The 19,709-nt window shown below is 60.5% G+C and carries 22 protein-coding genes; 12 read left to right on the plus strand and 10 right to left on the minus strand.

The features are described 5' to 3' along the window. Positions 1-163 precede the first annotated feature (163 nt). The 5 genes from benA (at position 164) to PMI26_RS10535 (ending at position 4,723) form a co-directional block, all read left to right on the plus strand. Positions 164-1,528, plus strand: coding sequence for a benzoate 1,2-dioxygenase large subunit (benA, locus tag PMI26_RS10555; protein ID WP_007976169.1), 1,365 nt, complete (start codon positions 164-166; stop codon positions 1,526-1,528). Further along, positions 1,525-2,013: a benzoate 1,2-dioxygenase small subunit gene (gene benB / locus PMI26_RS10550; protein ID WP_007976171.1), complete on the plus strand. Its 489-nt coding sequence runs from the start codon at positions 1,525-1,527 to the stop codon at positions 2,011-2,013. The genes benA and benB overlap by 4 nt, the downstream gene beginning before the upstream one ends. Positions 2,014-2,023: 10 nt before the next feature. Continuing rightward, entirely contained in the window at positions 2,024-3,037 is a 1,014-nt protein-coding gene (gene benC, locus PMI26_RS10545) for a benzoate 1,2-dioxygenase electron transfer component BenC (RefSeq protein WP_007976173.1), read from the plus strand. Between the two features lie 171 nt (positions 3,038-3,208). Continuing rightward, a complete protein-coding gene (locus tag PMI26_RS10540) occupies positions 3,209-3,982 on the plus strand; it encodes a 1,6-dihydroxycyclohexa-2,4-diene-1-carboxylate dehydrogenase (RefSeq protein ID WP_007976175.1) in 774 nt (257 codons plus the stop codon). A 42-nt stretch (positions 3,983-4,024) separates the two neighbouring features. Beyond that, positions 4,025-4,723: an alpha/beta hydrolase gene (locus PMI26_RS10535; RefSeq protein WP_007976178.1), complete on the plus strand. Its 699-nt coding sequence runs from the start codon at positions 4,025-4,027 to the stop codon at positions 4,721-4,723. Positions 4,724-4,726: 3 nt separating this feature from the next. On the opposite strand, the gene PMI26_RS10530 is transcribed toward PMI26_RS10535, so the two are convergent. Beyond that, positions 4,727-5,089, minus strand: coding sequence for an NUDIX hydrolase (locus tag PMI26_RS10530; protein WP_007976180.1), 363 nt, complete (start codon positions 5,087-5,089; stop codon positions 4,727-4,729). A gap of 219 nt (positions 5,090-5,308) precedes the next feature. Here PMI26_RS10530 and PMI26_RS10525 point away from each other — a divergent pair, with 219 nt between their 5' ends. Next, entirely contained in the window at positions 5,309-5,509 is a 201-nt protein-coding gene (locus tag PMI26_RS10525; protein ID WP_007976182.1) for an SPOR domain-containing protein, read from the plus strand. Between the two features lie 130 nt (positions 5,510-5,639). On the opposite strand, the gene osmE is transcribed toward PMI26_RS10525, so the two are convergent. Further along, positions 5,640-5,990 (minus strand): osmotically-inducible lipoprotein OsmE, encoded by a 351-nt coding sequence (osmE, locus tag PMI26_RS10520; RefSeq protein WP_007976184.1) that lies wholly within the window; start codon positions 5,988-5,990, stop codon positions 5,640-5,642. 13 nt (positions 5,991-6,003) lie between these two features. Continuing rightward, entirely contained in the window at positions 6,004-6,243 is a 240-nt protein-coding gene (locus PMI26_RS10515) for a hypothetical protein (RefSeq protein WP_007976186.1), read from the minus strand. Between the two features lie 280 nt (positions 6,244-6,523). On the opposite strand from PMI26_RS10515, the gene PMI26_RS10510 reads away from it, so the two are divergent. Then, positions 6,524-6,859, plus strand: coding sequence for a hypothetical protein (locus PMI26_RS10510; protein ID WP_007976187.1), 336 nt, complete (start codon positions 6,524-6,526; stop codon positions 6,857-6,859). 91 nt (positions 6,860-6,950) lie between these two features. On the opposite strand, the gene PMI26_RS10505 is transcribed toward PMI26_RS10510, so the two are convergent. Then, on the minus strand, positions 6,951-7,511 hold the full coding sequence (locus tag PMI26_RS10505) for an RrF2 family transcriptional regulator (RefSeq protein ID WP_007976189.1): 561 nt from the start codon (positions 7,509-7,511) through the stop codon (positions 6,951-6,953). A gap of 309 nt (positions 7,512-7,820) precedes the next feature. Between PMI26_RS10505 and PMI26_RS10500 the strand changes: the two genes are divergently transcribed. The 4 genes from PMI26_RS10500 (at position 7,821) to PMI26_RS10485 (ending at position 12,399) form a co-directional block, all read left to right on the plus strand. Beyond that, positions 7,821-9,023 (plus strand): NAD(P)/FAD-dependent oxidoreductase, encoded by a 1,203-nt coding sequence (locus PMI26_RS10500; protein ID WP_007976191.1) that lies wholly within the window; start codon positions 7,821-7,823, stop codon positions 9,021-9,023. A 139-nt stretch (positions 9,024-9,162) separates the two neighbouring features. After that, positions 9,163-10,452 carry an NAD(P)/FAD-dependent oxidoreductase gene (locus PMI26_RS10495; RefSeq protein WP_007976193.1) on the plus strand — a complete coding sequence of 430 codons (1,290 nt, stop codon included), beginning with the start codon at positions 9,163-9,165 and terminating at the stop codon, positions 10,450-10,452. 25 nt (positions 10,453-10,477) lie between these two features. Beyond that, positions 10,478-11,032 carry a helix-turn-helix domain-containing protein gene (locus PMI26_RS10490; RefSeq protein WP_007976194.1) on the plus strand — a complete coding sequence of 185 codons (555 nt, stop codon included), beginning with the start codon at positions 10,478-10,480 and terminating at the stop codon, positions 11,030-11,032. Positions 11,033-11,052: 20 nt separating this feature from the next. Beyond that, the gene (locus PMI26_RS10485) at positions 11,053-12,399 is read left to right on the plus strand and encodes a glutamine synthetase family protein (protein ID WP_007976195.1); all 1,347 of its coding nucleotides are present in this window, start codon (positions 11,053-11,055) and stop codon (positions 12,397-12,399) included. A 298-nt stretch (positions 12,400-12,697) separates the two neighbouring features. Here the strand turns inward: PMI26_RS10485 and PMI26_RS10480 are convergent, their stop codons facing one another. The 5 genes from PMI26_RS10480 to PMI26_RS10465 form a co-directional block, all read right to left on the minus strand. Continuing rightward, a complete protein-coding gene (locus tag PMI26_RS10480) occupies positions 12,698-14,050 on the minus strand; it encodes a purine-cytosine permease family protein (RefSeq protein ID WP_007976197.1) in 1,353 nt (450 codons plus the stop codon). A 5-nt stretch (positions 14,051-14,055) separates the two neighbouring features. Beyond that, complete coding sequence (locus tag PMI26_RS10475) at positions 14,056-14,733, minus strand: cysteine hydrolase family protein (RefSeq protein ID WP_007976199.1); 678 nt, start codon at positions 14,731-14,733, stop codon at positions 14,056-14,058. A 90-nt stretch (positions 14,734-14,823) separates the two neighbouring features. Further along, positions 14,824-14,976: a hypothetical protein gene (locus tag PMI26_RS31630; RefSeq protein ID WP_007976201.1), complete on the minus strand. Its 153-nt coding sequence runs from the start codon at positions 14,974-14,976 to the stop codon at positions 14,824-14,826. Positions 14,977-15,113: 137 nt separating this feature from the next. Continuing rightward, entirely contained in the window at positions 15,114-16,157 is a 1,044-nt protein-coding gene (locus tag PMI26_RS10470) for an LLM class flavin-dependent oxidoreductase (RefSeq protein WP_007976204.1), read from the minus strand. 231 nt (positions 16,158-16,388) lie between these two features. Beyond that, positions 16,389-16,874, minus strand: a complete 486-nt coding sequence (locus PMI26_RS10465; protein WP_007976207.1) for a flavin reductase family protein — start codon at positions 16,872-16,874, stop codon at positions 16,389-16,391. Positions 16,875-17,197: 323 nt separating this feature from the next. Between PMI26_RS10465 and PMI26_RS10460 the strand changes: the two genes are divergently transcribed. Then, positions 17,198-18,604, plus strand: coding sequence for a purine-cytosine permease family protein (locus PMI26_RS10460; protein ID WP_007976208.1), 1,407 nt, complete (start codon positions 17,198-17,200; stop codon positions 18,602-18,604). A gap of 69 nt (positions 18,605-18,673) precedes the next feature. Here PMI26_RS10460 and PMI26_RS10455 read toward each other — a convergent pair whose 3' ends face one another. Continuing rightward, a complete protein-coding gene (locus PMI26_RS10455) occupies positions 18,674-19,294 on the minus strand; it encodes a glutathione S-transferase family protein (protein ID WP_033048035.1) in 621 nt (206 codons plus the stop codon). Between the last annotated feature and the right edge of the window lie 415 nt (positions 19,295-19,709).

Here is a 19,709-nt window from a genome sequence, read left to right on the forward strand (position 1 = left end):
GAGCTTGCTCGCGATGGGGTCGGCACATTCACCATTGTTGGCGCCTGACACACCGCCAGTGACTGCACAAAACGGATAAAGGTCTGCACCCCGCGGATACTCCCGCCTGATCCACCGTCCTAGCATGACCCCTGCCTGAACAATAACAATGGAGGCGGTGGCCATGACCCTGCGACCCGAATATTTGCATTCCCTGCTTGAAGACGATCCCGAGCAGGGCCTCTATCGCTGCAAGCGCGAGATGTTCACCGACCCGCGTCTGTTCGACCTGGAGATGGAACACATCTTCGAAGGCAACTGGCTGTACCTGGCCCACGAAAGCCAGATCCCCAACATCAACGATTTCTACACCACGAACATGGGGCGCCAGTCGATCTTCATTGCGCGCAACAAGGACGGTGTGCTCAACGCCTTCATCAACGCCTGCAGCCACCGTGGCGCGACCCTGTGCCGGCACAAGTCCGGCAACAAGAGCTCCTACACCTGTCCGTTCCACGGCTGGACCTTCAACAACTCCGGCAAGCTGCTCAAGGTCAAGGATCCGGCCAACGCCGGTTATCCCGCGAGCTTCAACTGCGAAGGCTCCCACGACCTGACCCGCGTCGCGCGGTTCGAGTCCTATCGCGGCTTCCTGTTCGGCAGTCTCAAGGCCGATGTCCTGCCACTGGTCGAGCACCTGGGCGAGTCGGCGAAGATCATCGACATGATCGTCGACCAATCCGCCGATGGCCTGGAAGTGCTGCGCGGCTCCTCCAGCTACATCTACGAAGGCAACTGGAAACTCACCGCCGAAAACGGCGCCGACGGCTACCACGTCAGCTCCGTGCACTGGAACTACGCGGCCACCCAGAACCAGCGCAAGCAGCGTGAAGCCGGTGACGCCAACCCGACCATGAGCGCCGGCAGCTGGGCCAAGCAGGGCGGTGGTTTCTATTCCTTCGACAAGGGCCACATGCTGCTCTGGACCCGTTGGGCCAACCCCGAGGACCGTCCGCTGTACGAGCGTCGCGATGAGCTGGCGCAAGATTTCGGCAAGGCTCGCGCCGACTGGATGATCGAGAACTCGCGCAACCTGTGCCTGTACCCGAACCTGTACCTGATGGACCAGTTCAGCTCGCAGATTCGCATCGCCCGGCCGATCTCGGTCAACCGCACGGAGATCACCATCTACTGCATCGCCCCCAAAGGCGAGAGCGACCACGCCCGGTCCAGCCGGATTCGCCAGTACGAGGATTTCTTCAACGTCAGCGGCATGGCCACGCCGGACGATCTGGAGGAATTCCGTTCCTGCCAGACCAGCTATCAGGGCAGCGTCACCACCTGGAACGACATGTCCCGGGGCGCCGAGCACTGGATTGAAGGTGCAGACGAAGCCGCCAAGGAGATCGACCTGCACCCGCTGCTCAGTGGCGTGCGCACCGAGGACGAAGGCCTGTTCGTGCTGCAACACAAGTACTGGCAGCAGACCATGCTCAAGGCCCTCGCCGCCGAGCAATCGAAACTGATCGCCGTGGAGGACGTGCAATGACGATTTCCCATGACACCGTGCGCGACTTTCTCTACCGCGAAGCGCGTTACCTCGACGACCGCCAGTGGGACGAGTGGCTGGAACTGTACGCCCCGGACGCGACCTTCTGGATGCCGTCCTGGGACGACAACGACGAGTTGACCATCGATCCGCAGCGGGAAATCTCGCTGATCTGGTACGGCAACCGTACCGGCCTGGAAGACCGCGTCTTCCGCATCAAGACCGAGCGCTCCAGCGCCAGCGTGCCGGACACCCGCACCTCCCACAACATCAGCAACATCGAGCTGCTCGAGCAAGCCGACGGACTGTGCAAGGTGCGCTTCAACTGGCACACCCTGAGCTTTCGCTACAAGACCGTCGACAGCTATTTCGGCAGCAGTTTCTACACCCTCGACGTACGCGGTGAAAACCCGTTGATCAAGGCCAAGAAAGTGATCCTGAAGAACGACTACGTTCGTCAGGTCATCGATGTTTACCACTTGTGAGGCTGGCGTCATGACTCATTCCATTGCGTTCAATTTCGAAGACGGCGTCACCCGTTTCATCGACGCCAACGTGGGCGAGACCGTGGCCGATGCCGCGTATCGTCAGGGCATCAACATCCCGCTGGACTGCCGCGACGGCGCCTGCGGCACGTGCAAGTGTTTTGCCGAAGCTGGCCAGTACGATTTGGGCGAGGAGTACATCGAAGACGCGCTCAGCCCCGAAGAGGCCGCGCAGGGTTTTGTCCTGACCTGCCAGATGCGCGCCCAGAGCGATTGCGTGGTGCGTGTACCGACGTCCTCCGAGGTCTGCCGCACCCGTCAGGCCAGCTACGACGCGACCATTAGCGCCGTGCGCCAGCTGTCCGACAGTACCATCGCCCTGTCGATCAAGGGCGAAGCCCTGAGCAAACTGGCGTTCCTGCCGGGGCAGTATGTGAACCTGGGAATCCCCGGCAGCGAACAGACCCGCGCCTACTCGTTCAGCTCGTTGCAGCGCGATGGCGAAGTCAGCTTCCTGATCCGCAACGTGCCCGGCGGCTTGATGAGCAGTTTCCTCACCGGCATGGCCAAGGCCGGCGATTGCATGAGCCTGGCAGGTCCCCTGGGCAGTTTTTATCTGCGCGACATCCGTCGGCCGCTATTGCTGCTGGCCGGTGGTACCGGGCTGGCGCCGTTCACCGCGATGCTGGAGAAGATCGCCGAGCAGGGCAGTGATCATCCGCTGCATCTGATCTACGGCGTGACCCACGATTTCGACCTGGTGGAAATCGACCGCCTCGAAGCCTTTGCCGCGCGCATCCCCAACTTCACCTTCAGCGCCTGCGTCGCCAGCCCCGAGAGCCAACATCCGCTCAAGGGCTACGTGACCCAGCACATCGAGCCAAAGCATTTGAACGAGGGTGATGTCGACGTCTACCTGTGCGGCCCGCCGCCGATGGTCGAGGCCGTCAGCCAATTCATTCGCGAACAAGGCATCGCGCCTGCGAACTTCTACTACGAAAAATTCGCCGCCAGCGCGGCGTGAGTCCTGCACAAATTCTCTGCCAGGTAACTACCCAATGTGGGAGCGGGCTAGCTCGCGAAGAGGCCGGAACATTCAGCATTGATGTCGTTTGTCAGTCCGCTTTCGCGAGCAAGCCCGCTCCCACAGGATTGGGTTTCGACCGACACATCGTCATTGACCGATGAGGTACACATGAACCGATTTCACGAAAAAGTCGCGCTGATCACCGGCGCTGCCCAGGGCATCGGGCAGCGGGTGGCCGAGCGCATGGCAGCCGAAGGGGCGAAGCTGATCCTGGTGGATCGTTCCGAACTGGTGTTCGAAGTGCAGCAACAACTGGCCGCGACCACTCAGGTGTTGGCCCTGACCGCCGACCTTGAGCAGTACGACGAATGCAGCCGGGTGATGCAAACCGCCGTCGAGCGCTTCGGGCGCCTCGATGTGTTGGTCAACAACGTTGGTGGCACCATCTGGGCTAAACCGTTCGAGCACTACGAGGCGTCGCAGATCGAGGCCGAGGTCCGCCGTTCGCTGTTCCCGACTCTGTGGTGTTGCCATGCCGCGCTGCCGTTCATGCTGGAGCAGGGCAGCGGGGCGATCGTCAACGTCTCTTCCATCGCCACCCGCAGCCTCAACCGCGTGCCCTACGGTGCGGCAAAGGGGGGGGTGAATGCCTTGACCGCTTGTCTGGCGTTCGAAACCGCCGGTCGTGGCGTACGGGTCAACGCCACGGCACCTGGCGGCACCGAAGCGCCGCCGCGACGCATACCCCGCAATGGTGCCGAGCAGAGTGAGCAGGAAAAACTCTGGTACCAGCAGATCGTCGACCAGACCCTCGACAGCAGCCTGATGAAACGCTACGGCACCCTGGATGAGCAGGCGGGGGCTATTCTGTTTCTGGCCAGCGACGAAGCGTCCTATATCACCGGCATGGTCATGCCCGTGGGCGGTGGCGATCAGGGCTGAGGCGAGCGACGAACAACCCCATCGGCAAACGGAGTCATGGTGATGAGTGACAAACCCACGATCGTGCTGGTCCATGGTTTCTGGGGCGGTGCCGCCCACTGGAACAAGGTCATCGCCAAATTGCTCAGCCGGGGTGACACGCACATTCGTGCCGTCGAATTGCCGCTGACTTCGCTGGCTGATGATGCCGAGCGTACGCGCAAGATGGTCGCCCAGGTGCCCGGTCCAGTGCTGCTGGTGGGGCATTCCTATGGCGGCGCGGTCATCACTGAAGCGGGGGATTTGCCGAATGTGGTCGGGCTGGTGTACATCGCCGCGTTCGCCCCGGACGCCGGTGAAAGTCCCGGCGGCATCACGCAACGGCACCCGCCTGCGGCAGCGGCCAACCTGATGCCCGATAGCGACGGTTACCTGTGGGTCAAGCCCGAGCTCTATCACGAGAGCTTCTGTCAGGACTTGCCGGCGACCGAAGGGTTGGTCATGGGCCTTACCCAGAAAGCGCCGCTGGCGAGCACCTTCGGCGACACCATTGGCACGGTGGCCTGGAAGAACAAGCCATCCTGGTATCAGGTTTCCACCGACGACCGGATGATCGACCCGCAAAACCAGCAGTGGATGGCGGCGCGGCTCAACGCCCGGGAGATCCTGACCTTGCAGGCCAGCCATGCGTCATTGGCGTCGATGCCCGCCGAAGTGGCGGCCTTGATCGACAGGGCCGCGACGGCGTTGGCCAAAGGCTAGAGTCTACAAGCGCCGCACATAGGCGCTGACGATACTGCGCATGGCATCGCTGATGTTGAGGTTGTGTAGCGCATCCAGCGGGTGCCAGATGCAATCGGTGATTTCGTTCAGCGGTCGCAATTGCTCAAGGTTCAGCACCGACACCTCGAAGACGTGGTGTCGGGTGCCGTCCGTTTCCAGCTCCAGCACGTATATCAACTGGTCGACCCGCAGGCCGGTTTCCTCCCACAGCTCGCGAACGGCAGCATCGGCTGCGCTTTCACCCCGTTCGAGCTTGCCGCCGGGCAGCGTCCAGCGACCGCCTTGCTTGCGTACCAGCAGTACATGCCTGTCCTGCTCGCAGATGATGGTTGCGCGTACTTTCATGGGTTACCCGATGGCCGGTTGTCATGGAACAGGCAGGAAGAGGCAGCGTTCAGGCCAGGGCTGCAATTGCGCTGCCATCGGTTGGTTTGAGCGGCCGATGAGACGAAAAGTGCAACCGAAAGGGGGAATTTCCATGGCGACGTCTGGTCGGTATTTTGGAGAAGGGTGGGTGTAAGGTAAGCAAGTCAACCTGATAGCACTGCCCAGGAGGAGGTGACCATGAGCGTATCGATGCTGAACAAGATGCACATGAACGGCTATGACGTACTCAGCGTGAACAACGGCCCCTGGCGGGTATGCACCCAGGGTGACCGGCTTGGCTCGTTCAACAGTCGAGAGGAGGCATTGGCGTTTGCCGCGTCACTGCCCGGCTACAGGGCGCGTGCGGACAAGCCAGCAGGCAGCCATCAAACAAAATGACGTCAATCTCCTGTAGGAGCGAGCTTGCTCCGGGCGGCGTTCCGACGATGGACGTCCGGACAACGCGGTCATTCAGACAGGGCGCGTCATCGTTGACGTCCATCGCGAGCAGGCTCGCTCCTACACAGTGTTAATAGCCACCCCCTCCACTGGGCCGGGAGGGTTCCCGGGCCTTTAGCTGCGCGTGACTCCATTCCGCGCAGGTCATGAAGCTCTTGTGGTCGACCATGCCACGGCCATCGAAACTGACGTTGTACGCCTGCTGATGACCTTCGTGAGTCAGTTTGTAGTCAAAGCAGGTACCGGGTTCAACGGTACGATCCGTGACCGCCAGGGGCTGGCCGCCGATTTGCCGGACTTGCTCCCGGGTCATGCCGGTGTCGACTTTCGCCACCAGCGGCTGGTCCTGATAGATCGAGTTGGTGCTGCAGCCTGGCAACGCGGTCAGTACGGCGACCAGCGTGAATAGAGGCCTGTTCATGGCAGCGCTCCCGCTATTGAGCCTTGTTGCGGCTAATGACCTTGGCTTTCACTTCCTCGGCATAGCCGGACAGTTTTTCTTCATCACCCTGGAACAACGCACACAGTTTCTGAATGGCTTGCGCGTCGATGTCGTTGCCGAGCAGGCGCAATTGCTGCTCTATGCGCAAAAGCTCTACCGCCGACCAGCGCAAATCTGACGCAAGCCCTTGCAGGTCACGCCGAAGTTCCTGTTCCGATTCGTTAAGCCACATGATGACCTCCTGAACGCTGCACTCCGCCATTTTAGACCCGTTTACCGGGCCGGATGTTGTGTTCGTCTGAGTCAGCGGGGTTTCCTTTGGTCGGGAAAAGCGAACAGGGCAATGCGCTGTCCTGCTCTAGTGCCGGTTGTCCTCACGGCAGGACGACGTCAAATGACAGCCTGCAAGGAACTAACTGGGCGAAGTGATATCAATGACTCGCCGAATCGTCGGGTTGGATGTACGGTCGACGGCAAGCTACATTTTCTCTTTTCGAATTTAAGGAAGCAGCATGCGGATGTTGATGGGGGGAGTCGCGCTGGCCTTACTGGGCGGATGTTCGTTGCCGGCGTCGCTGGTACCGGGCGAGCCGAATGTCAGCAAGCACAGCGAAAAGACGCCAAAAGAGTATGCGGCGTGCGTTTTGCCTGCCTGGCAGAAGGAAGTATCGAATACGACCCAGGTTTCGATTTCCAACGGCTACCGGATCACCGCACCGAGCGTGATAACGGCCGATGAAGTGCTGGATATCGTGAAATACAAGGATGGCAGCCAGGTTTCGCTGTATCAGGGGCCACCTTGGGCCAAATCCGGCGACCTGCGCAAAATCGTGCGCGACTGCCTTTAAGCGCGAGAAGGTGAAAATCGGTCACCGACCGCTTTTCGCCTGAACCGAGAAAAACCGGATGCCTGGCGTGCATCCGGTTTTTTTATGGAGGTCAGTCTGAAAGGTGGGTCGCAGGAATGATCTGCTCACTGGCCTGGGCACTGCTTTTCCTTTCCCGACGCTCGTTCATCCAGCTCTCTACCTTGATGCCGAATTCGGCCGGGGCCTTGCGCCCGAATTTCCTGGCGATGTCGAGGATGGTTTGCTGGGCGAGGGCCTCTTCCATGCGTTTTTGCGCAACCATCATCGCCCCATGGACCGCGCACGGACCGTCCAGTGCCCAGGCCGGCGGGGTGCCGTCGAACACTGCGCAACGGCCACGGATTTCCCGGCAATCGAAGATCGACTTGCGGCCGTCTATGGCGTTGACGATATCCAGCAGGGTGATTTCGTCGGCGGGCCGGGCCAGCTTGAAGCCTCCGCGCATGCCTTCGGTGGCGACCACCAGTTTGCCTTTGGCCAGCTTGGTGAAGATTTTCGCCAGATAGTCCAGGGGAACACCTTGCAGTTCGGCAAGGTCGCGCACACTCGCTTCACGGGAGTCGCCACCGTTGCCGACGAGAAAAAGCAGGCAGTGGATGCCGTACTCGACACCCGCGCTGTAAAGAGACATACAAATCTCCGACTTGATTAGTCGCCAATTCTAACAGCCGAGCCTAAGCCAGGCAACGAATCGTCGCGCCCTGAAATTTTTTAGTCAGCTCGAAAGATCCCTGTCAGTCGCGTCCTTGAGGCTTTTCTGCCGAAGCATCGACAGGTTCGATGGCGGCCATCAAAAAAAACGAGTTGCAGGATTTAACTAGGATCAATACAGTCGTAGTTGTTCGAGCGGCACAGGTCGACGATTCTCGAAAAACACCGACCTCATGCCGGCTCCCGATGAGCGTGACTCACAACCCTTGTTAACCCCCTGGAGTTAAAGATGAAACAGCACATTCTGGTGATCGGCGCAGGTTTCGGTGGCATGTGGACCGCTTTGAGTGCCACGCGCCTGTTCGACATTCACGGCCACAACGACGTTGAAGTGACCGTGCTGGCGCCCCAGGCCGAGCTGCGTGTGCGTCCGCGCTTCTACGAACCGAACGCCCATCAACTGGCGGCGCCCATCGGCGATCTGTTCGATGCTGTAGGGGTCAGGTTCATCAAGGGCGCGGCGCAGACCATCGATGTCGAGCAAAAGCAGGTCGGCTATGTCGATGCTGCCGGTGCCCGACAAGTCTGCAGCTACGACAAACTCGTTCTGGCCACCGGCAGCGGCCTGGCTTCGCCAAACACCCCGGGCGTGGCCGAACATGCGTTCGACGTCGACCAGATCGAACAGGCCGTGCGCCTGGAAAACCACCTCAAGGCGCTGGCCAATCAGCCCGATAGTGACGCACGCAACACGGTGGTGGTGGCCGGTGGCGGTTTCACCGGAATCGAAACGGCGACTGAAATGCCGACCCGCCTGCGGGCCATCCTCGGCGACCGTTCCGACATCAATGTGATCATCGTTGACCGTGGCGATAAAATCGGCGGCTCGATGGGTGAGGAAATCGCCGAGTCGATCGTCGAGGCCAGTGTGGCAACCGGCGTGAAATGGCACCTGAAAGCCTCGGTGGTGTCGGTCGATGCCAATGGCGTCACCCTGTCCGACGGTGCGCGTATCGATGCCAGGACCGTGGTCTGGACCACCGGCGTTCGCGCCAGCTCCCTGACCGAACAGATCCCGGCCGAACGCGATCGCCTGGGCCGCCTGCATGTCGACGCCCACCTGAAAGTGATTGGCCAGGACGACATCTTCGCCACCGGCGACGTCGCCTACGCAGCCAGCGACGAGATCGGCAACTACGCCCTGATGACCTGCCAGCACGCGATTTCGCTGGGCCGCCATGCCGGCAACAACGTGGCGGCGCAGATCCTCGGAGTCGACCCGACGCCGTACAGCCAGCCCAAGTACGTGACCTGCCTCGACCTCGGCGCCTGGGGCGCGGTCTACACCGAGGGTTGGGACCGCCAGGTCAAGTTGATCAAGCATGAGGCCAAGGCATTGAAGACCCAGATCAACACCCAGTGGATCTACCCACCGGCGGCTGATCGTGTCACTGCACTGGCTTCGGCGGATCCGATGATTCCCGTGGCCTGATTGATTCGAACATCGCGCCTGAATGAAAAAGTCCCGCTCGGGTTCGCCGAAGCGGGATTTTTTTACGTCTCGATTGCCTGTGTGAAATTAACCGTGTATTTTTTCATGAAATTAAAAATACAAAATTTCACGAGGCCGTATGTTTCAGCAATCCACCCGGCATGTCGCCAGTTACTACGCCCATAGCTGCGCCGATCGACTGGTCAATCGCACCACACTGGAAGGTGAGCAAGACACCGAAGTGCTGATCATCGGGGCCGGTTTCAGTGGATTGCACACGGCGTTGCGCCTGGCGCTGGCCGGCAAGCGCGTGACTTTGCTCGAGGCCAGCCGGGTGGCCTGGGCCGCGTCCGGGCGTAATGGCGGGCAGGCGATTCTCGGTTGGTCGTGCGACATGCCACCGCTGGAAGCGGCGCTGGGATACGAGCGAGCGCGGCGATTGTGGGACGGCATGCGCTGGGCCGCGCGCGAATTGCGTGATCTGCCCGGCCGTCATGAATTTGATTGCGACTACCGCGCCGGCCATCTCTGGACCTCGGTGATGCCGCGGCGAGTGGGGCTGCTGACCGAGTGGCAGCACGAGGCCAGCCACAAGTGGGGTCACGACAAACTGCAATTCATCCCCCGGCAACAGCTGCCGCAATGGGTGGCCAGCGAGCGTTATCAGGCCGGCCTGTTCGACCCCGAGGGCGGGCATTTGAATCCGCTCAAACTTGCCCTGGGCCTCGCGGAGGCGGTTGAACGGGCTGGCGGCCGTATCTACGAGCAAAGCAAGGCGCTGAGTTATGGCGAGGAGGGCGAAGGCTTTGTGGTGACGACCGAGCGCGGTCGTATTCGCGCCGATGTGCTGGTGCTGGCATGCAACGCCTACCTCGATCGGCTCGACCCGCAACTGGCCAGTTGTGTGTTGCCGGTCGGCACCTATCAGGTGGCGACCGCGCCGCTCACCAGGGACCAGGCCACGGCGCTGCTGCCGAGCAACGTGTGCGTGACCGACAACCAGTTCGTGCTCGATTATTTCCGCCGCACCCCGGATAACCGCCTGCTGTTTGGCGGCGGTTGCACTTACCTGGGCGGGATGCCCAAGGACATCGCCGCGGCGACCCGGCCGTTCCTGGAGCGGGTTTTCCCGCAACTCACGGGCGTCGAGCTTGAGTTTGCCTGGGGCGGACACATCGACCTGACCCTCAAACGCACGCCGGACATCGGACGGCGCGGCGATCTGTACTGGATGCAGGGCTATTCCGGGCATGGCGTGCTGCCGACGCTGGCCGCGGCGCGGGCGGTGTCCGACGCGATCCTCGGTCAACCCGACGAGCTGTCCCTGTACCAGGGCCTGAACAATGGCAGTTTCCCCGGCGGCAAATACCTGGCCGCGCCGCTGGAAGCCATCGGCAAAGCCTGGTATCGACTGCGCGACAGCATTTGAAGCGACACTTTCTGGAAGCCTCAAGATGGACATGCAAGAAGAAATCTCGGCGCTGGCGATCCTGATCCAGGACCTGCGCAAGCACAAGAAGTACACCCTCAAGGAACTGGCGGACAAAATCGGCCGCTCCGTCGGTTTTCTGTCCCAGGTCGAGCGCGGCCTGTCGCGCCCGACGGTGGCGGACCTGACCGCGATCAGCGAAACCCTCGGCGTACCGACCACCTATTTCTACAGCCTGCCCAAACCCATGGCGTTGTCCTGGGTCACCCGCCCGGACGAGCGCCGCACGCTGTACTACGCCGACGGCATTACCGACATCCTCGTTTCGCCAAAAATGCGCGCGTCGTTCTCGATGCTGGAAAGCCAGCTCGAACCCGGCGCCAGCAGCGGCGACCGGCACATGAAGGACAGCTCGGAGCAGGGCGGTTATGTCCTCGAAGGGCAACTGACCCTGTGGCTGGACGACAACGAACCGGTGACCCTGCATCCCGGCGACAGCTTTCAACTGGCCAGCCATGCGCACTGCCGCTACGGCAACCTGTCCGACCAACTGACCCGCGTGCTTTGGGTTTACACCTGATAACAACAAGGACCAAAACGATGGATGCCGTGTGCTCTGAACTGCTGGCCGAAGTTCGCAACTTCCGCCACTGCAACCCCGAAGTGCGTTATGTCGACCTGATCTCCCTGGACATTCCGGGGCATTTCTACGGCAAGCGCTACCCGATCGAGATGCTGGAAAAAGTCGCTGCTGGCAGTGCACTGAAACTGCCGCAAAATTGTGTGCTGCTCGGCACCCAGGGTGGGCTGTTCAAGATTGGTGACTACTGCTTCAACGATGGCGACCCGGATGCGTTGCGGCGTTTGGTGCCTGGCACCTTGAAGCTGGTGACTTGGGAAAAGCAGCCTCTGGGCCAGATGCTGATCACCTCCGACGGCACGGAAAAACCCATCGAATTCGAACCCCGTGAAGTGCTGGCCCAGGTGCTGAACCGCCTGCACCGTAAAGGTATTTTTCCGGTGGTGGCCTTCGAGCTGGAGTTTTACCTGTTCGACAGCCGCTTGAAGGACGGCCTGCCGCAGTTCCCCCGTGATGAACTGACCGGTGACGCCGATGATCAGCCGAACATGCACATCGAACGCTTGTCGCGCTTTGCCCCGGTGCTCGATGAAATGGTCGAGACCGCGCGAGCCCAAGGCATCGATGCCACGGTGATTACCGCTGAACTCGGCCCGGGCCAGTTCGAAATCAACTTCGGCCATTGCGATGACGGCCTGCGCGCCGCCGACTGGGCCGCCCTGTTCTGCCGCAGCACCCGGGGCGTAGCGCTCAAGCACAACCTGCGCGCCAGTTTCATGGCCAAACCTTACCTGCAACACCCCGGCAGTGGCATGCACGTGCACGTCAGCCTGTATGACCAGGCCGGCAACAACCTGCTGGCGGCGAACGGGCAGCGGGCGCTGCGCCATGCCGTGGCCGGTTGTCTGGAGGTCTTGCCGCACTGCATGCCGATCTTTGCCCCGAACCACAATGCCATGCGCCGCTTGAGTGGCACGGTGAACGTTGCGTCCCGCGCCAGTTGGGGCTTCGAGGATCGCGATGCGTGCTTGCGCATTCCGGAGTCGGACGTCAAGAACCTGCGCATCGAACATCGCCTGGCGGGCGCCGATGCCAACCCGTATCTGGCGCTGGCGGCGATCCTGGTGGGGTTGGAGCAGGGCTTGGAAGGGGAGCGCGAGCCGATTGCACCGCTCAACGAAGACCGCGGCAGTGGCATCGATTTCCCGTTGGAAATGCTCGAAGCGGTGCAGTCCATGCAACATCATCCAGCCGTGCGCGAAGGCTTGGGGGCGGAGTTTGTGGACGTCTATTGCGAAAACAAACGTCAGGATCATCTGGCATTTCTGCATGACATCAGCGCGCGTGAGTATCGCTGGTTCTTGTAGTCGCCCTTAGAAAATATGTGGATATATAAGGGCTTAGAGCGTTTAGTAACTGGATAGTGAATTAAAATATCTTGTTACAGGCCGAAATATTCCGTAATATCCGCGCCGCGTTCACCACCACGGTTTATGCATTTTTAAGTCCCGGGCGTCCATCAGCTGCCCGGGATTTTTTTTGCCTGCAATTTGGTCGGTCGTTGAGAATCAAAAGATCGCAGCCTGCGGCAGCTCAAGGATGTACGTCTTGCCTTTGTAGGAGCTGCCGCAGGCTGCGATCTTTTTTGCCGTCAAATGCTGATGACTAAGCAGGTACGCTGACGCGCGCGGTCATTTTCATCAGCCAGTAGTAACTCACCGCCGGCACCAGCAACCCGACCACCCACGCCAGATCCACCCCGTCCAGCGCCGTGGCCACCGGGCCAACGTACAGCGTGGTGTTCATGAACGGAATTTCCAGGGCGATCGCCAACAGGAAACTGCCGCAGGCAATCCGGTTGACTCGCCCGTAGATCCCGTTCAGGTCGAAGATGTCGTCAATCCGGTACTGCCCTTTGCGCAGGCAGTAGTAGTCCACCAGGTTGATCGCCGTCCACGGGATCAGGAAGTAGCTCATGAAGAAGATGAAGTTCAGGAAGAAGTTGATGAAGTTGTCCTGACTGATGGTGCACAGGGCCGTGGCCACCAGGCTGATCAGCAGCATGAACACACCGCGCACCCGCGGCGTCACCTTGAGTCGGGCAAACGGTTCGATCACGGTGATGGTCGACATGAACGCGCCGTACAGGTTGAACACGTTGATCGACACCTGGCCATAGACGATGAAGGCGAACAGCAGCACCGCGCCAGTGCCGAACAAACCGGCGACATGCCCGCCGACGTTGCTGGAAAAGTCGCCGATGCCGACGCTCAGGATCGCCCCGAGAATCATCATCCACGCACCACCGCTGACTGTGCCGGCGTAGCTGTACCAGAACACCTGGGCGGTCGGCGTATTGCTCGGCAGGTAGCGCGAGTAGTCGGCGACGTAAGGCGCGTAGGACAGTTGCCAGGTTACGGCGATGCTCACCGCCACCAGGAACTTCGACAACGAGAAACCGGTCGGCAGCCATTGTTCGGCCGGGATCGGCAACTGCAAGGCGAGTACCGTGGCGGCCACGAACACCACCAGCGACAGAATCGACAGCAGCTTCTGCAAGCGGTGAATCAACCGATAGCCATAGAGGGCGACGACGAAGCACAACGCGCCGATCAGGTAGATGTTGCCGGACATCGGCAGCGGGCTGACGGACTCCAGCGCCTGGGCCGCGAGCAGGGTGTTGCTGACGAAGAAACCCAGGTAAATCAGCATCACGAACAGCAGCGGAAACACCGCCCCCAATACGCCGAATTGTGCCCGGCTCTGGATCATTTGCGGAATGCCCAGCTTCGGTCCCTGGGCCGAGTGGGAGGCCATGAAAATCGCCCCCAGCAACGAGCCGACGATGATCGCCAGCGCACTCCAGAACAGGTTGAGCCCCATCACCACCGGCAGCACGCCGGAGGCGATGGTGGTGATGTTCATGTTGGCGCCGAACCAGATATAGAACAGCGAACCCGGCTTGCCGTGGCGTTCGGTCTCGGGGATGAAATCGATGCTTCTTTTTTCGACTTGCATGGCGATCACTCCTGAGTCCGGACGAGACGGGATTGCAGACGGGCGATGGTGCTTTGCAGCTCATGGGGCTGGTGGGCAAACAGGTCCGGACGCTCGGGGATCAGGCTCAGGTAGTCGCGCTGTTCCAGGGCGCGCAGGCATTCGGTCGTGGTGAGGATTTCCAGCGAGTAGACCCAGTTGGCCATGATCAACAGGGCCGAATAATGCCCGGCCTCGGTGGTCGTGGTGCAGGCATCGTTGACCAGGCGTACGCGATAGCCCAAGGCAAAGGCATCGAACACGCTGGTCAGCACGCAGACGTCGGTCAACACGCCGCAGACGATCAGTGTGTCGACCTCCATTGCCTTGAGTCGGGTGTCGAGGTCGGTGCGGTGAAAGGCACTGTACCGGCCCTTGTCGATGATCCATTCACCTGGCTGCGGCGTCAGCGACTCGATGATTTCCACTTGCCGGGTGCCGGCGCGGTAACCGCCGGGGCCACCGTCGGCGGCCAGGGGTTCACCGTGGGGCAGGTCACTGCCGTCGGCCTGATTGATGTGGCGGGTATAGATGACAGGCATCCGCTGATGGCGGGCGGTATCGAGCAGGGCGGCGGCATGGGCGACCACCCTGTCGAGGTTCTCCAGGACGAAGCCATCCTCCTGCTGCATGTCGATGATCAACAGCGCGTTGTTATTGTTCATTAGGCAAACCTGATCAAAGGCGAATACAAGACACCGCACGCGCCAGGCCATGGCGAGACGCGGGGTGCGTGATTGGCTGTTCGGGTGGGCTCAGTGAACTATTTGCCAGAAGCCGTTCTGCTTGGCCGAAACGCTGGCGCGCAGACGCTTGAAATGCAGGTGCGAGGCGGTCCATTCACCGCGTAGATAAGCCCGCGCGGCGCCGGAGGGGAGGGCGAGTGATGGGAGACGATCAGTGAACATGGAAATCGACCCCCCTGTAGGAGCGAGCTCGCTTGCGAAAAACTCTGGACAACGCGTTCATTCAGATGGCCCGCGTTATCGTTGGCGTCCATCGCGAGCAAGCTCGCTCCTACAGTTGATGTCGCAGGGCGGCGCAATCAGCGGAACGCTGGCACCACATGCTTGATAAACAGCTCCAGGGATTTTTTCTTCTCCGCGTGGGGCAGGCTGTTATCGCACCAGAAACTGAATTCGTCCACGCCCAGTTCCTGGTAGTACTTGATGCGCGGAATGATTTCTTCCGGGGTGCCGATCATGGCGGTCTTGTGCAGGCTCTCGAGTTCGAACTCGGGGCGACCGGCGAATTTCTCTTCCGGGCTCGGCGCGAGGAAGCCGTTGACCGGGGTGGTCTTGTTGCCGAACCAGGCATCAAAGGTGCGATAGAACTTGGATATCGCCTTGGCCCCGACTTTCCAGCCTTCTGGATCGTCAGCGGTGTGCACGTGGGTGTGACGCAGCACCATCAGTTGCGGACGCGGCACGCCAGGATTGTTGTCCAGGGCGGCCTGGAATTTGTTCTTCAGGTCGAGGACTTCTTCGTCGCCTTTCATCAGCGGCGTGACCATGACGTTGCAGCCGTTGGCCACCGCGAAGTTGTGCGAGTCTGGGTCGCGGGCGGCGATCCACATCGGCGGGTTCGGCTGCTGGATCGGCTTGGGCACGCTGGTGGAAGTGGGGAATTTCCAGATGTCGCCGTCGTGGGCGTAGTCGCCGTTCCACAAGGCCCGCACCACCGGAACCATTTCCCGCAACGCCTGGCCGCCGGAGGAGGCTGGCATGCCGCCGGCCATGCGGTCGAACTCGATCTGGTAGGCGCCACGGGCCAGGCCGACTTCCATGCGCCCGTTGCTGATCACGTCGAGCAACGCGCATTCACCGGCCACCCGCAGCGGATGCCAGAACGGCGCGATGATGGTGCCGGCACCGAGGTGAATGGTGGTGGTCTTGCCCGCCAGATAAGCCAGCAACGGCATCGGGCTCGGCGAAATGGTGTACTCCATGGAGTGGTGTTCGCCGATCCACACGGTGCTGAAACCACCGGCTTCGGCCATCAGCGTCAGTTCGGTCAGGTCTTCGAACAACTGGCGGTGGCTGACGCTTTCGTCCCAACGTTCCATGTGTACGAACAGGGAAAACTTCATGACACTTACCTCGGATCTTTTGTTGTTGGCCTGTCGACTGCGGGCCTGATGGTTATTGGTATACCATAATACATAATTTCCGCAAATGACTTCTCTTCGCGGCTAACGCTAACCAGTGTGGGAGCGGGCTTGCTCGCGAAAGCGAACTTCCAGGCGGCATATGTGTTGACTGACACTCCGTCTTCGCGAGCAAGCCCGCTCCCACAGGGGGATGCGGTGATATCAGAGGGATCAGGCCAGAACAGGCAGGGCGCCCATCTTGCCGTGGCAATACACCAGTGGCCCGCTGCTCTGCTGGGGCACGATCAGGTTCTTCACCGCGCCGACCATGATGGCGTGGTCGCCGCCTTCATATTCGCGCCACAACTCGCATTCGATGACCGCCGTGGCGTTGGCCAGGATCGGGTTGCCCAACTCGCTGAGCGTCCACTCGATCCCCTGGGCCTTGTCCTTGCCTTTGCGCGCGAAGGCATAGGCTTCGCTTTGCTGGCCGCCGGACAGCACGTGGATCGCAAAACGTTTGTTCCTGATCAGGACCGGGTAGGAGTCGGAGCTGTAGTTGGGGCAGAACAGCACCAGGGCCGGGTCCATCGACAGCGAGCTGAAGGCGCTGGCGGTCAGGCCGACGATTTGCCCATCTTCATCGAGCGTAGTGATCACGGTCACTCCGGACGGGAACGAGCCCATGACTTGTTTGTAGATGGCGGCATCGATCATTGGACGGTCCTCGGGTGGTGTGACGCGTTTTTATGTGTTTGTAGGTCTGATGGTATACCGTAATACATCGATTGCAAGGTCTTTTTGAGTGAACCGATAAACGTACGGCTTTCGTCGCAAACCCAATGATTACGGGGGCATCGGCTAGGCAGTGTGGGCTTGAATCGGGCAGGATACCGGCTCAGAGGCTTGTTCAAAGACCGGATCAGTCTTGTTTAAAGCTTGGAATACCATAATATGGTCCGCATCTGAGGGGCGACCAGAGAGTCCCCCCGGTTTGGCTTCATACAAAGATAAGAACAGACAAACTCGAGTTCATGCACATGTCCCAGATGTCCCGGCAAGATCCGTTAATCGAGAACCATACGGTCGACTACGTTCCACTCGCAGAGCGCCATGGGAAGGCCCGCGATCTTTTCACCCTGTGGTTCAGCACCAACATCGCGCCACTGCCCATCGTCACCGGCGCGATGGTGGTCCAGGTGTTTCACCTCAATCTGTTCTGGGGCCTGCTGGCGATTGCCCTCGGACACATGGTCGGCGGTGTGGTGATTGCGCTGGCGTCGGCCCAGGGGCCGTGCATGGGCATTCCGCAGATGGTCCAGAGTCGTGGTCAGTTCGGCCGCTACGGCGCGCTGCTGATCGTGTTCTTCGCCGCCTTGATCTACATCGGTTTCTTCATCTCCAACATCGTGCTGGCAGGCAAATCGATTGTCGGCATTGTGCCGTCGGTTCCGGTACCGGCGAGCATTCTGATCGGCGCCCTCAGCGCCACGGCCATCGGGGTGATCGGTTATCGCTTCATCCACACCCTCAACCGCATCGGTACCTGGGTCATGGGCAGCGCGTTGCTCGCCGGTTTCCTCTACATCTTCGCCCATGACCTGCCGGCGGACTTTTTCACTCGCGGCGGGTTCAACCTGTCGGGCTGGCTGGCCACGGTCTCGCTGGGCATCATCTGGCAGATCAGTTTCTCGCCGTATGTGTCGGACTACTCGCGCTACCTGCCGGCGGACATCGGCATCACCCGGCCGTTCTTCGCCACTTACCTGGGGGCGACCCTGGGCACGATCCTGTCGTTCACCTTCGGTGCCGTGGCGGTCCTGGCGACGCCTGAAGGCACCGAGGCGATGGCGGCGGTCAAGCAGTCCACCGGTTGGCTGGGGCCGATCCTGATGGTGCTGTTCCTGCTCAACATCATCAGCCACAACGCCCTGAATCTGTATGGCGCAGTGCTGTCGATCATCACCTCGATCCAGACCTTCGCCAGCCAGTGGACGCCGAGCATCAAGGTCCGCGTGGTGTTGTCGGGCATCGTCCTGGCGGGTTGCTGCGTGGTGGCGCTGGGGGCCTCGGCGAACTTCATTTCGCAGTTCATCGGCCTGATTCTGGCGCTGTTGCTGGTGCTGGTGCCCTGGGCGTCGATCAACCTGATCGACTTCTACCTGATCAAGCGTCGCCGCTACGACATCGCCTCGATCTTCCGCGCGGACGGCGGCATCTACGGGCGCTTCAACCTGCACGCGATCATTGCTTACTTCATCGGCATCATCGTGCAGCTGCCATTCGCCAACACTTCACTGTATGTCGGGCCGTACGCCAATCTGGTGGACGGCGCGGACCTGTCGTGGCTGGTGGGGCTGGTGGTGACATGTCCGTTGTATTACTGCCTCGCTACGCGCAGCCAGGCGCAGGAAAGCCGTGCGGTGAGGTTCGGCTACACCGACTGAGGCAAATCGTTTGGTGTTCGATTGAAAATGCCCGGCGGCATGTCGGGCATTTTTGTGTTCGCTGATCGCTCAGGAATGCTTGAACACATTCAGGCCGCGTTGTACCGCCGGCTTGGCTTCGACCGTGTCGAACCAGCGCGATAGCTGTGGAAGCAGCTTCCAGTCCAGCCGGTCACGGAATGCCATGGCAATGGTGAACGCCGAAATGTCGGCCATGGAAAACTGTTCGCCGGCCATGAATTCCCCGGTCAAAAAACTTTCCGAGTAGGTCAGTTGTTCGATCACCCGCAGATCGATGATCGCCGCCGCTTTGTCCTGGCCTGCCTGGTGCAGGAAAAACGCGGCATGGCTGGGGGCGATGACATCGGTCACGAAAAAGAAATAGCGGTCGATCACCCGGGTGCGCACAGGTCCCGGCTGCGCCGGTGCCAGCTTTCCGGGGGCAATGGAGTCGGCGTACTGGATGATGGCGTTGGACTGGTTGATGACCAGCGTCGGCGTCGTCCCGTGATCGATCAGGGTCGGCACTTTCCCGGCCGGGTTAAGCGCCAGGTAGTCCGGCCCGCGGTGCTCCTGTGCATACAGGTCGAGCTTGCGTGCCGTGTAGGCGACGCCGGCTTCTTCCAGGGCGATCGCGGCCCGCAGACTGTTGCCAGTGCTGGCGCCGTACAGCTCGATTTGATCGTTCAGAAGTTGCGGCGCCTTGTTAACCGTTATATCTGTTTTATCTTCCATAAATCAGTCACTTATCTGATCTAACTTTTTCACGTGTTTTTTACGCGTGGAACGAGTGAGTGACTGCCAATCTGCCTCATCCCATGGCAACCCTTCATTTTAGCGTTCGTCAAAGGTGAAGATTAGTCTATGACGGTCAACTGCCGACATTATCTGCCTTGCTGGGGAGAGTCGTTGCATATGCGCGGCGTCAAGGGCTGCTACCGACCTGGAGCAGTCGGCGAACAGAATAATTGCAAATTAGTGGCTATGCTTGAATTGCTGTCGAAACTGATCAGGCAGTCCGGCAGGCTGCTTGGAAATGACCCGTCGGGATCACTCAGGATCGAATCGACTTTCGCTACGGTGCGGCTGGGCGCTTCGGAGAGTA

This window comes from Pseudomonas sp. GM33 (genome assembly GCF_000282295.1).
Classification (GTDB): Bacteria; Pseudomonadota; Gammaproteobacteria; order Pseudomonadales; family Pseudomonadaceae; genus Aquipseudomonas; species Aquipseudomonas laurylsulfatiphila.

Bases quoted from the DNA above. Each gene is read 5' to 3' on its own strand.
- PMI26_RS10540 (WP_007976175.1), top strand. From the start codon at position 3,209: ATGAACCGATTTCACGAAAAAGTCGCGCTGATCACCGGCGCTGCCCAG.
- PMI26_RS10480 (WP_007976197.1), bottom strand. From the start codon at position 14,050: ATGCAAGTCGAAAAAAGAAGCATCGATTTCATCCCCGAGACCGAACGC.
- PMI26_RS10465 (WP_007976207.1), bottom strand. From the start codon at position 16,874: ATGATCGATGCCGCCATCTACAAACAAGTCATGGGCTCGTTCCCGTCC.
- PMI26_RS31630 (WP_007976201.1), bottom strand. From the start codon at position 14,976: ATGTTCACTGATCGTCTCCCATCACTCGCCCTCCCCTCCGGCGCCGCG.
- benC (WP_007976173.1), top strand. From the start codon at position 2,024: ATGACTCATTCCATTGCGTTCAATTTCGAAGACGGCGTCACCCGTTTC.
- PMI26_RS10495 (WP_007976193.1), top strand. From the start codon at position 9,163: ATGTTTCAGCAATCCACCCGGCATGTCGCCAGTTACTACGCCCATAGC.
- PMI26_RS10515 (WP_007976186.1), bottom strand. From the start codon at position 6,243: ATGTGGCTTAACGAATCGGAACAGGAACTTCGGCGTGACCTGCAAGGG.
- benA (WP_007976169.1), top strand. From the start codon at position 164: ATGACCCTGCGACCCGAATATTTGCATTCCCTGCTTGAAGACGATCCC.
- PMI26_RS10475 (WP_007976199.1), bottom strand. From the start codon at position 14,733: ATGAACAATAACAACGCGCTGTTGATCATCGACATGCAGCAGGAGGAT.
- PMI26_RS10505 (WP_007976189.1), bottom strand. From the start codon at position 7,511: ATGTCTCTTTACAGCGCGGGTGTCGAGTACGGCATCCACTGCCTGCTT.
- PMI26_RS10460 (WP_007976208.1), top strand. From the start codon at position 17,198: ATGTCCCAGATGTCCCGGCAAGATCCGTTAATCGAGAACCATACGGTC.
- benB (WP_007976171.1), top strand. From the start codon at position 1,525: ATGACGATTTCCCATGACACCGTGCGCGACTTTCTCTACCGCGAAGCG.
- osmE (WP_007976184.1), bottom strand. From the start codon at position 5,990: ATGAACAGGCCTCTATTCACGCTGGTCGCCGTACTGACCGCGTTGCCA.
- PMI26_RS10470 (WP_007976204.1), bottom strand. From the start codon at position 16,157: ATGAAGTTTTCCCTGTTCGTACACATGGAACGTTGGGACGAAAGCGTC.
- PMI26_RS10525 (WP_007976182.1), top strand. From the start codon at position 5,309: ATGAGCGTATCGATGCTGAACAAGATGCACATGAACGGCTATGACGTA.
- PMI26_RS10535 (WP_007976178.1), top strand. From the start codon at position 4,025: ATGAGTGACAAACCCACGATCGTGCTGGTCCATGGTTTCTGGGGCGGT.
- PMI26_RS10510 (WP_007976187.1), top strand. From the start codon at position 6,524: ATGCGGATGTTGATGGGGGGAGTCGCGCTGGCCTTACTGGGCGGATGT.
- PMI26_RS10530 (WP_007976180.1), bottom strand. From the start codon at position 5,089: ATGAAAGTACGCGCAACCATCATCTGCGAGCAGGACAGGCATGTACTG.
- PMI26_RS10500 (WP_007976191.1), top strand. From the start codon at position 7,821: ATGAAACAGCACATTCTGGTGATCGGCGCAGGTTTCGGTGGCATGTGG.
- PMI26_RS10485 (WP_007976195.1), top strand. From the start codon at position 11,053: ATGGATGCCGTGTGCTCTGAACTGCTGGCCGAAGTTCGCAACTTCCGC.
- PMI26_RS10490 (WP_007976194.1), top strand. From the start codon at position 10,478: ATGGACATGCAAGAAGAAATCTCGGCGCTGGCGATCCTGATCCAGGAC.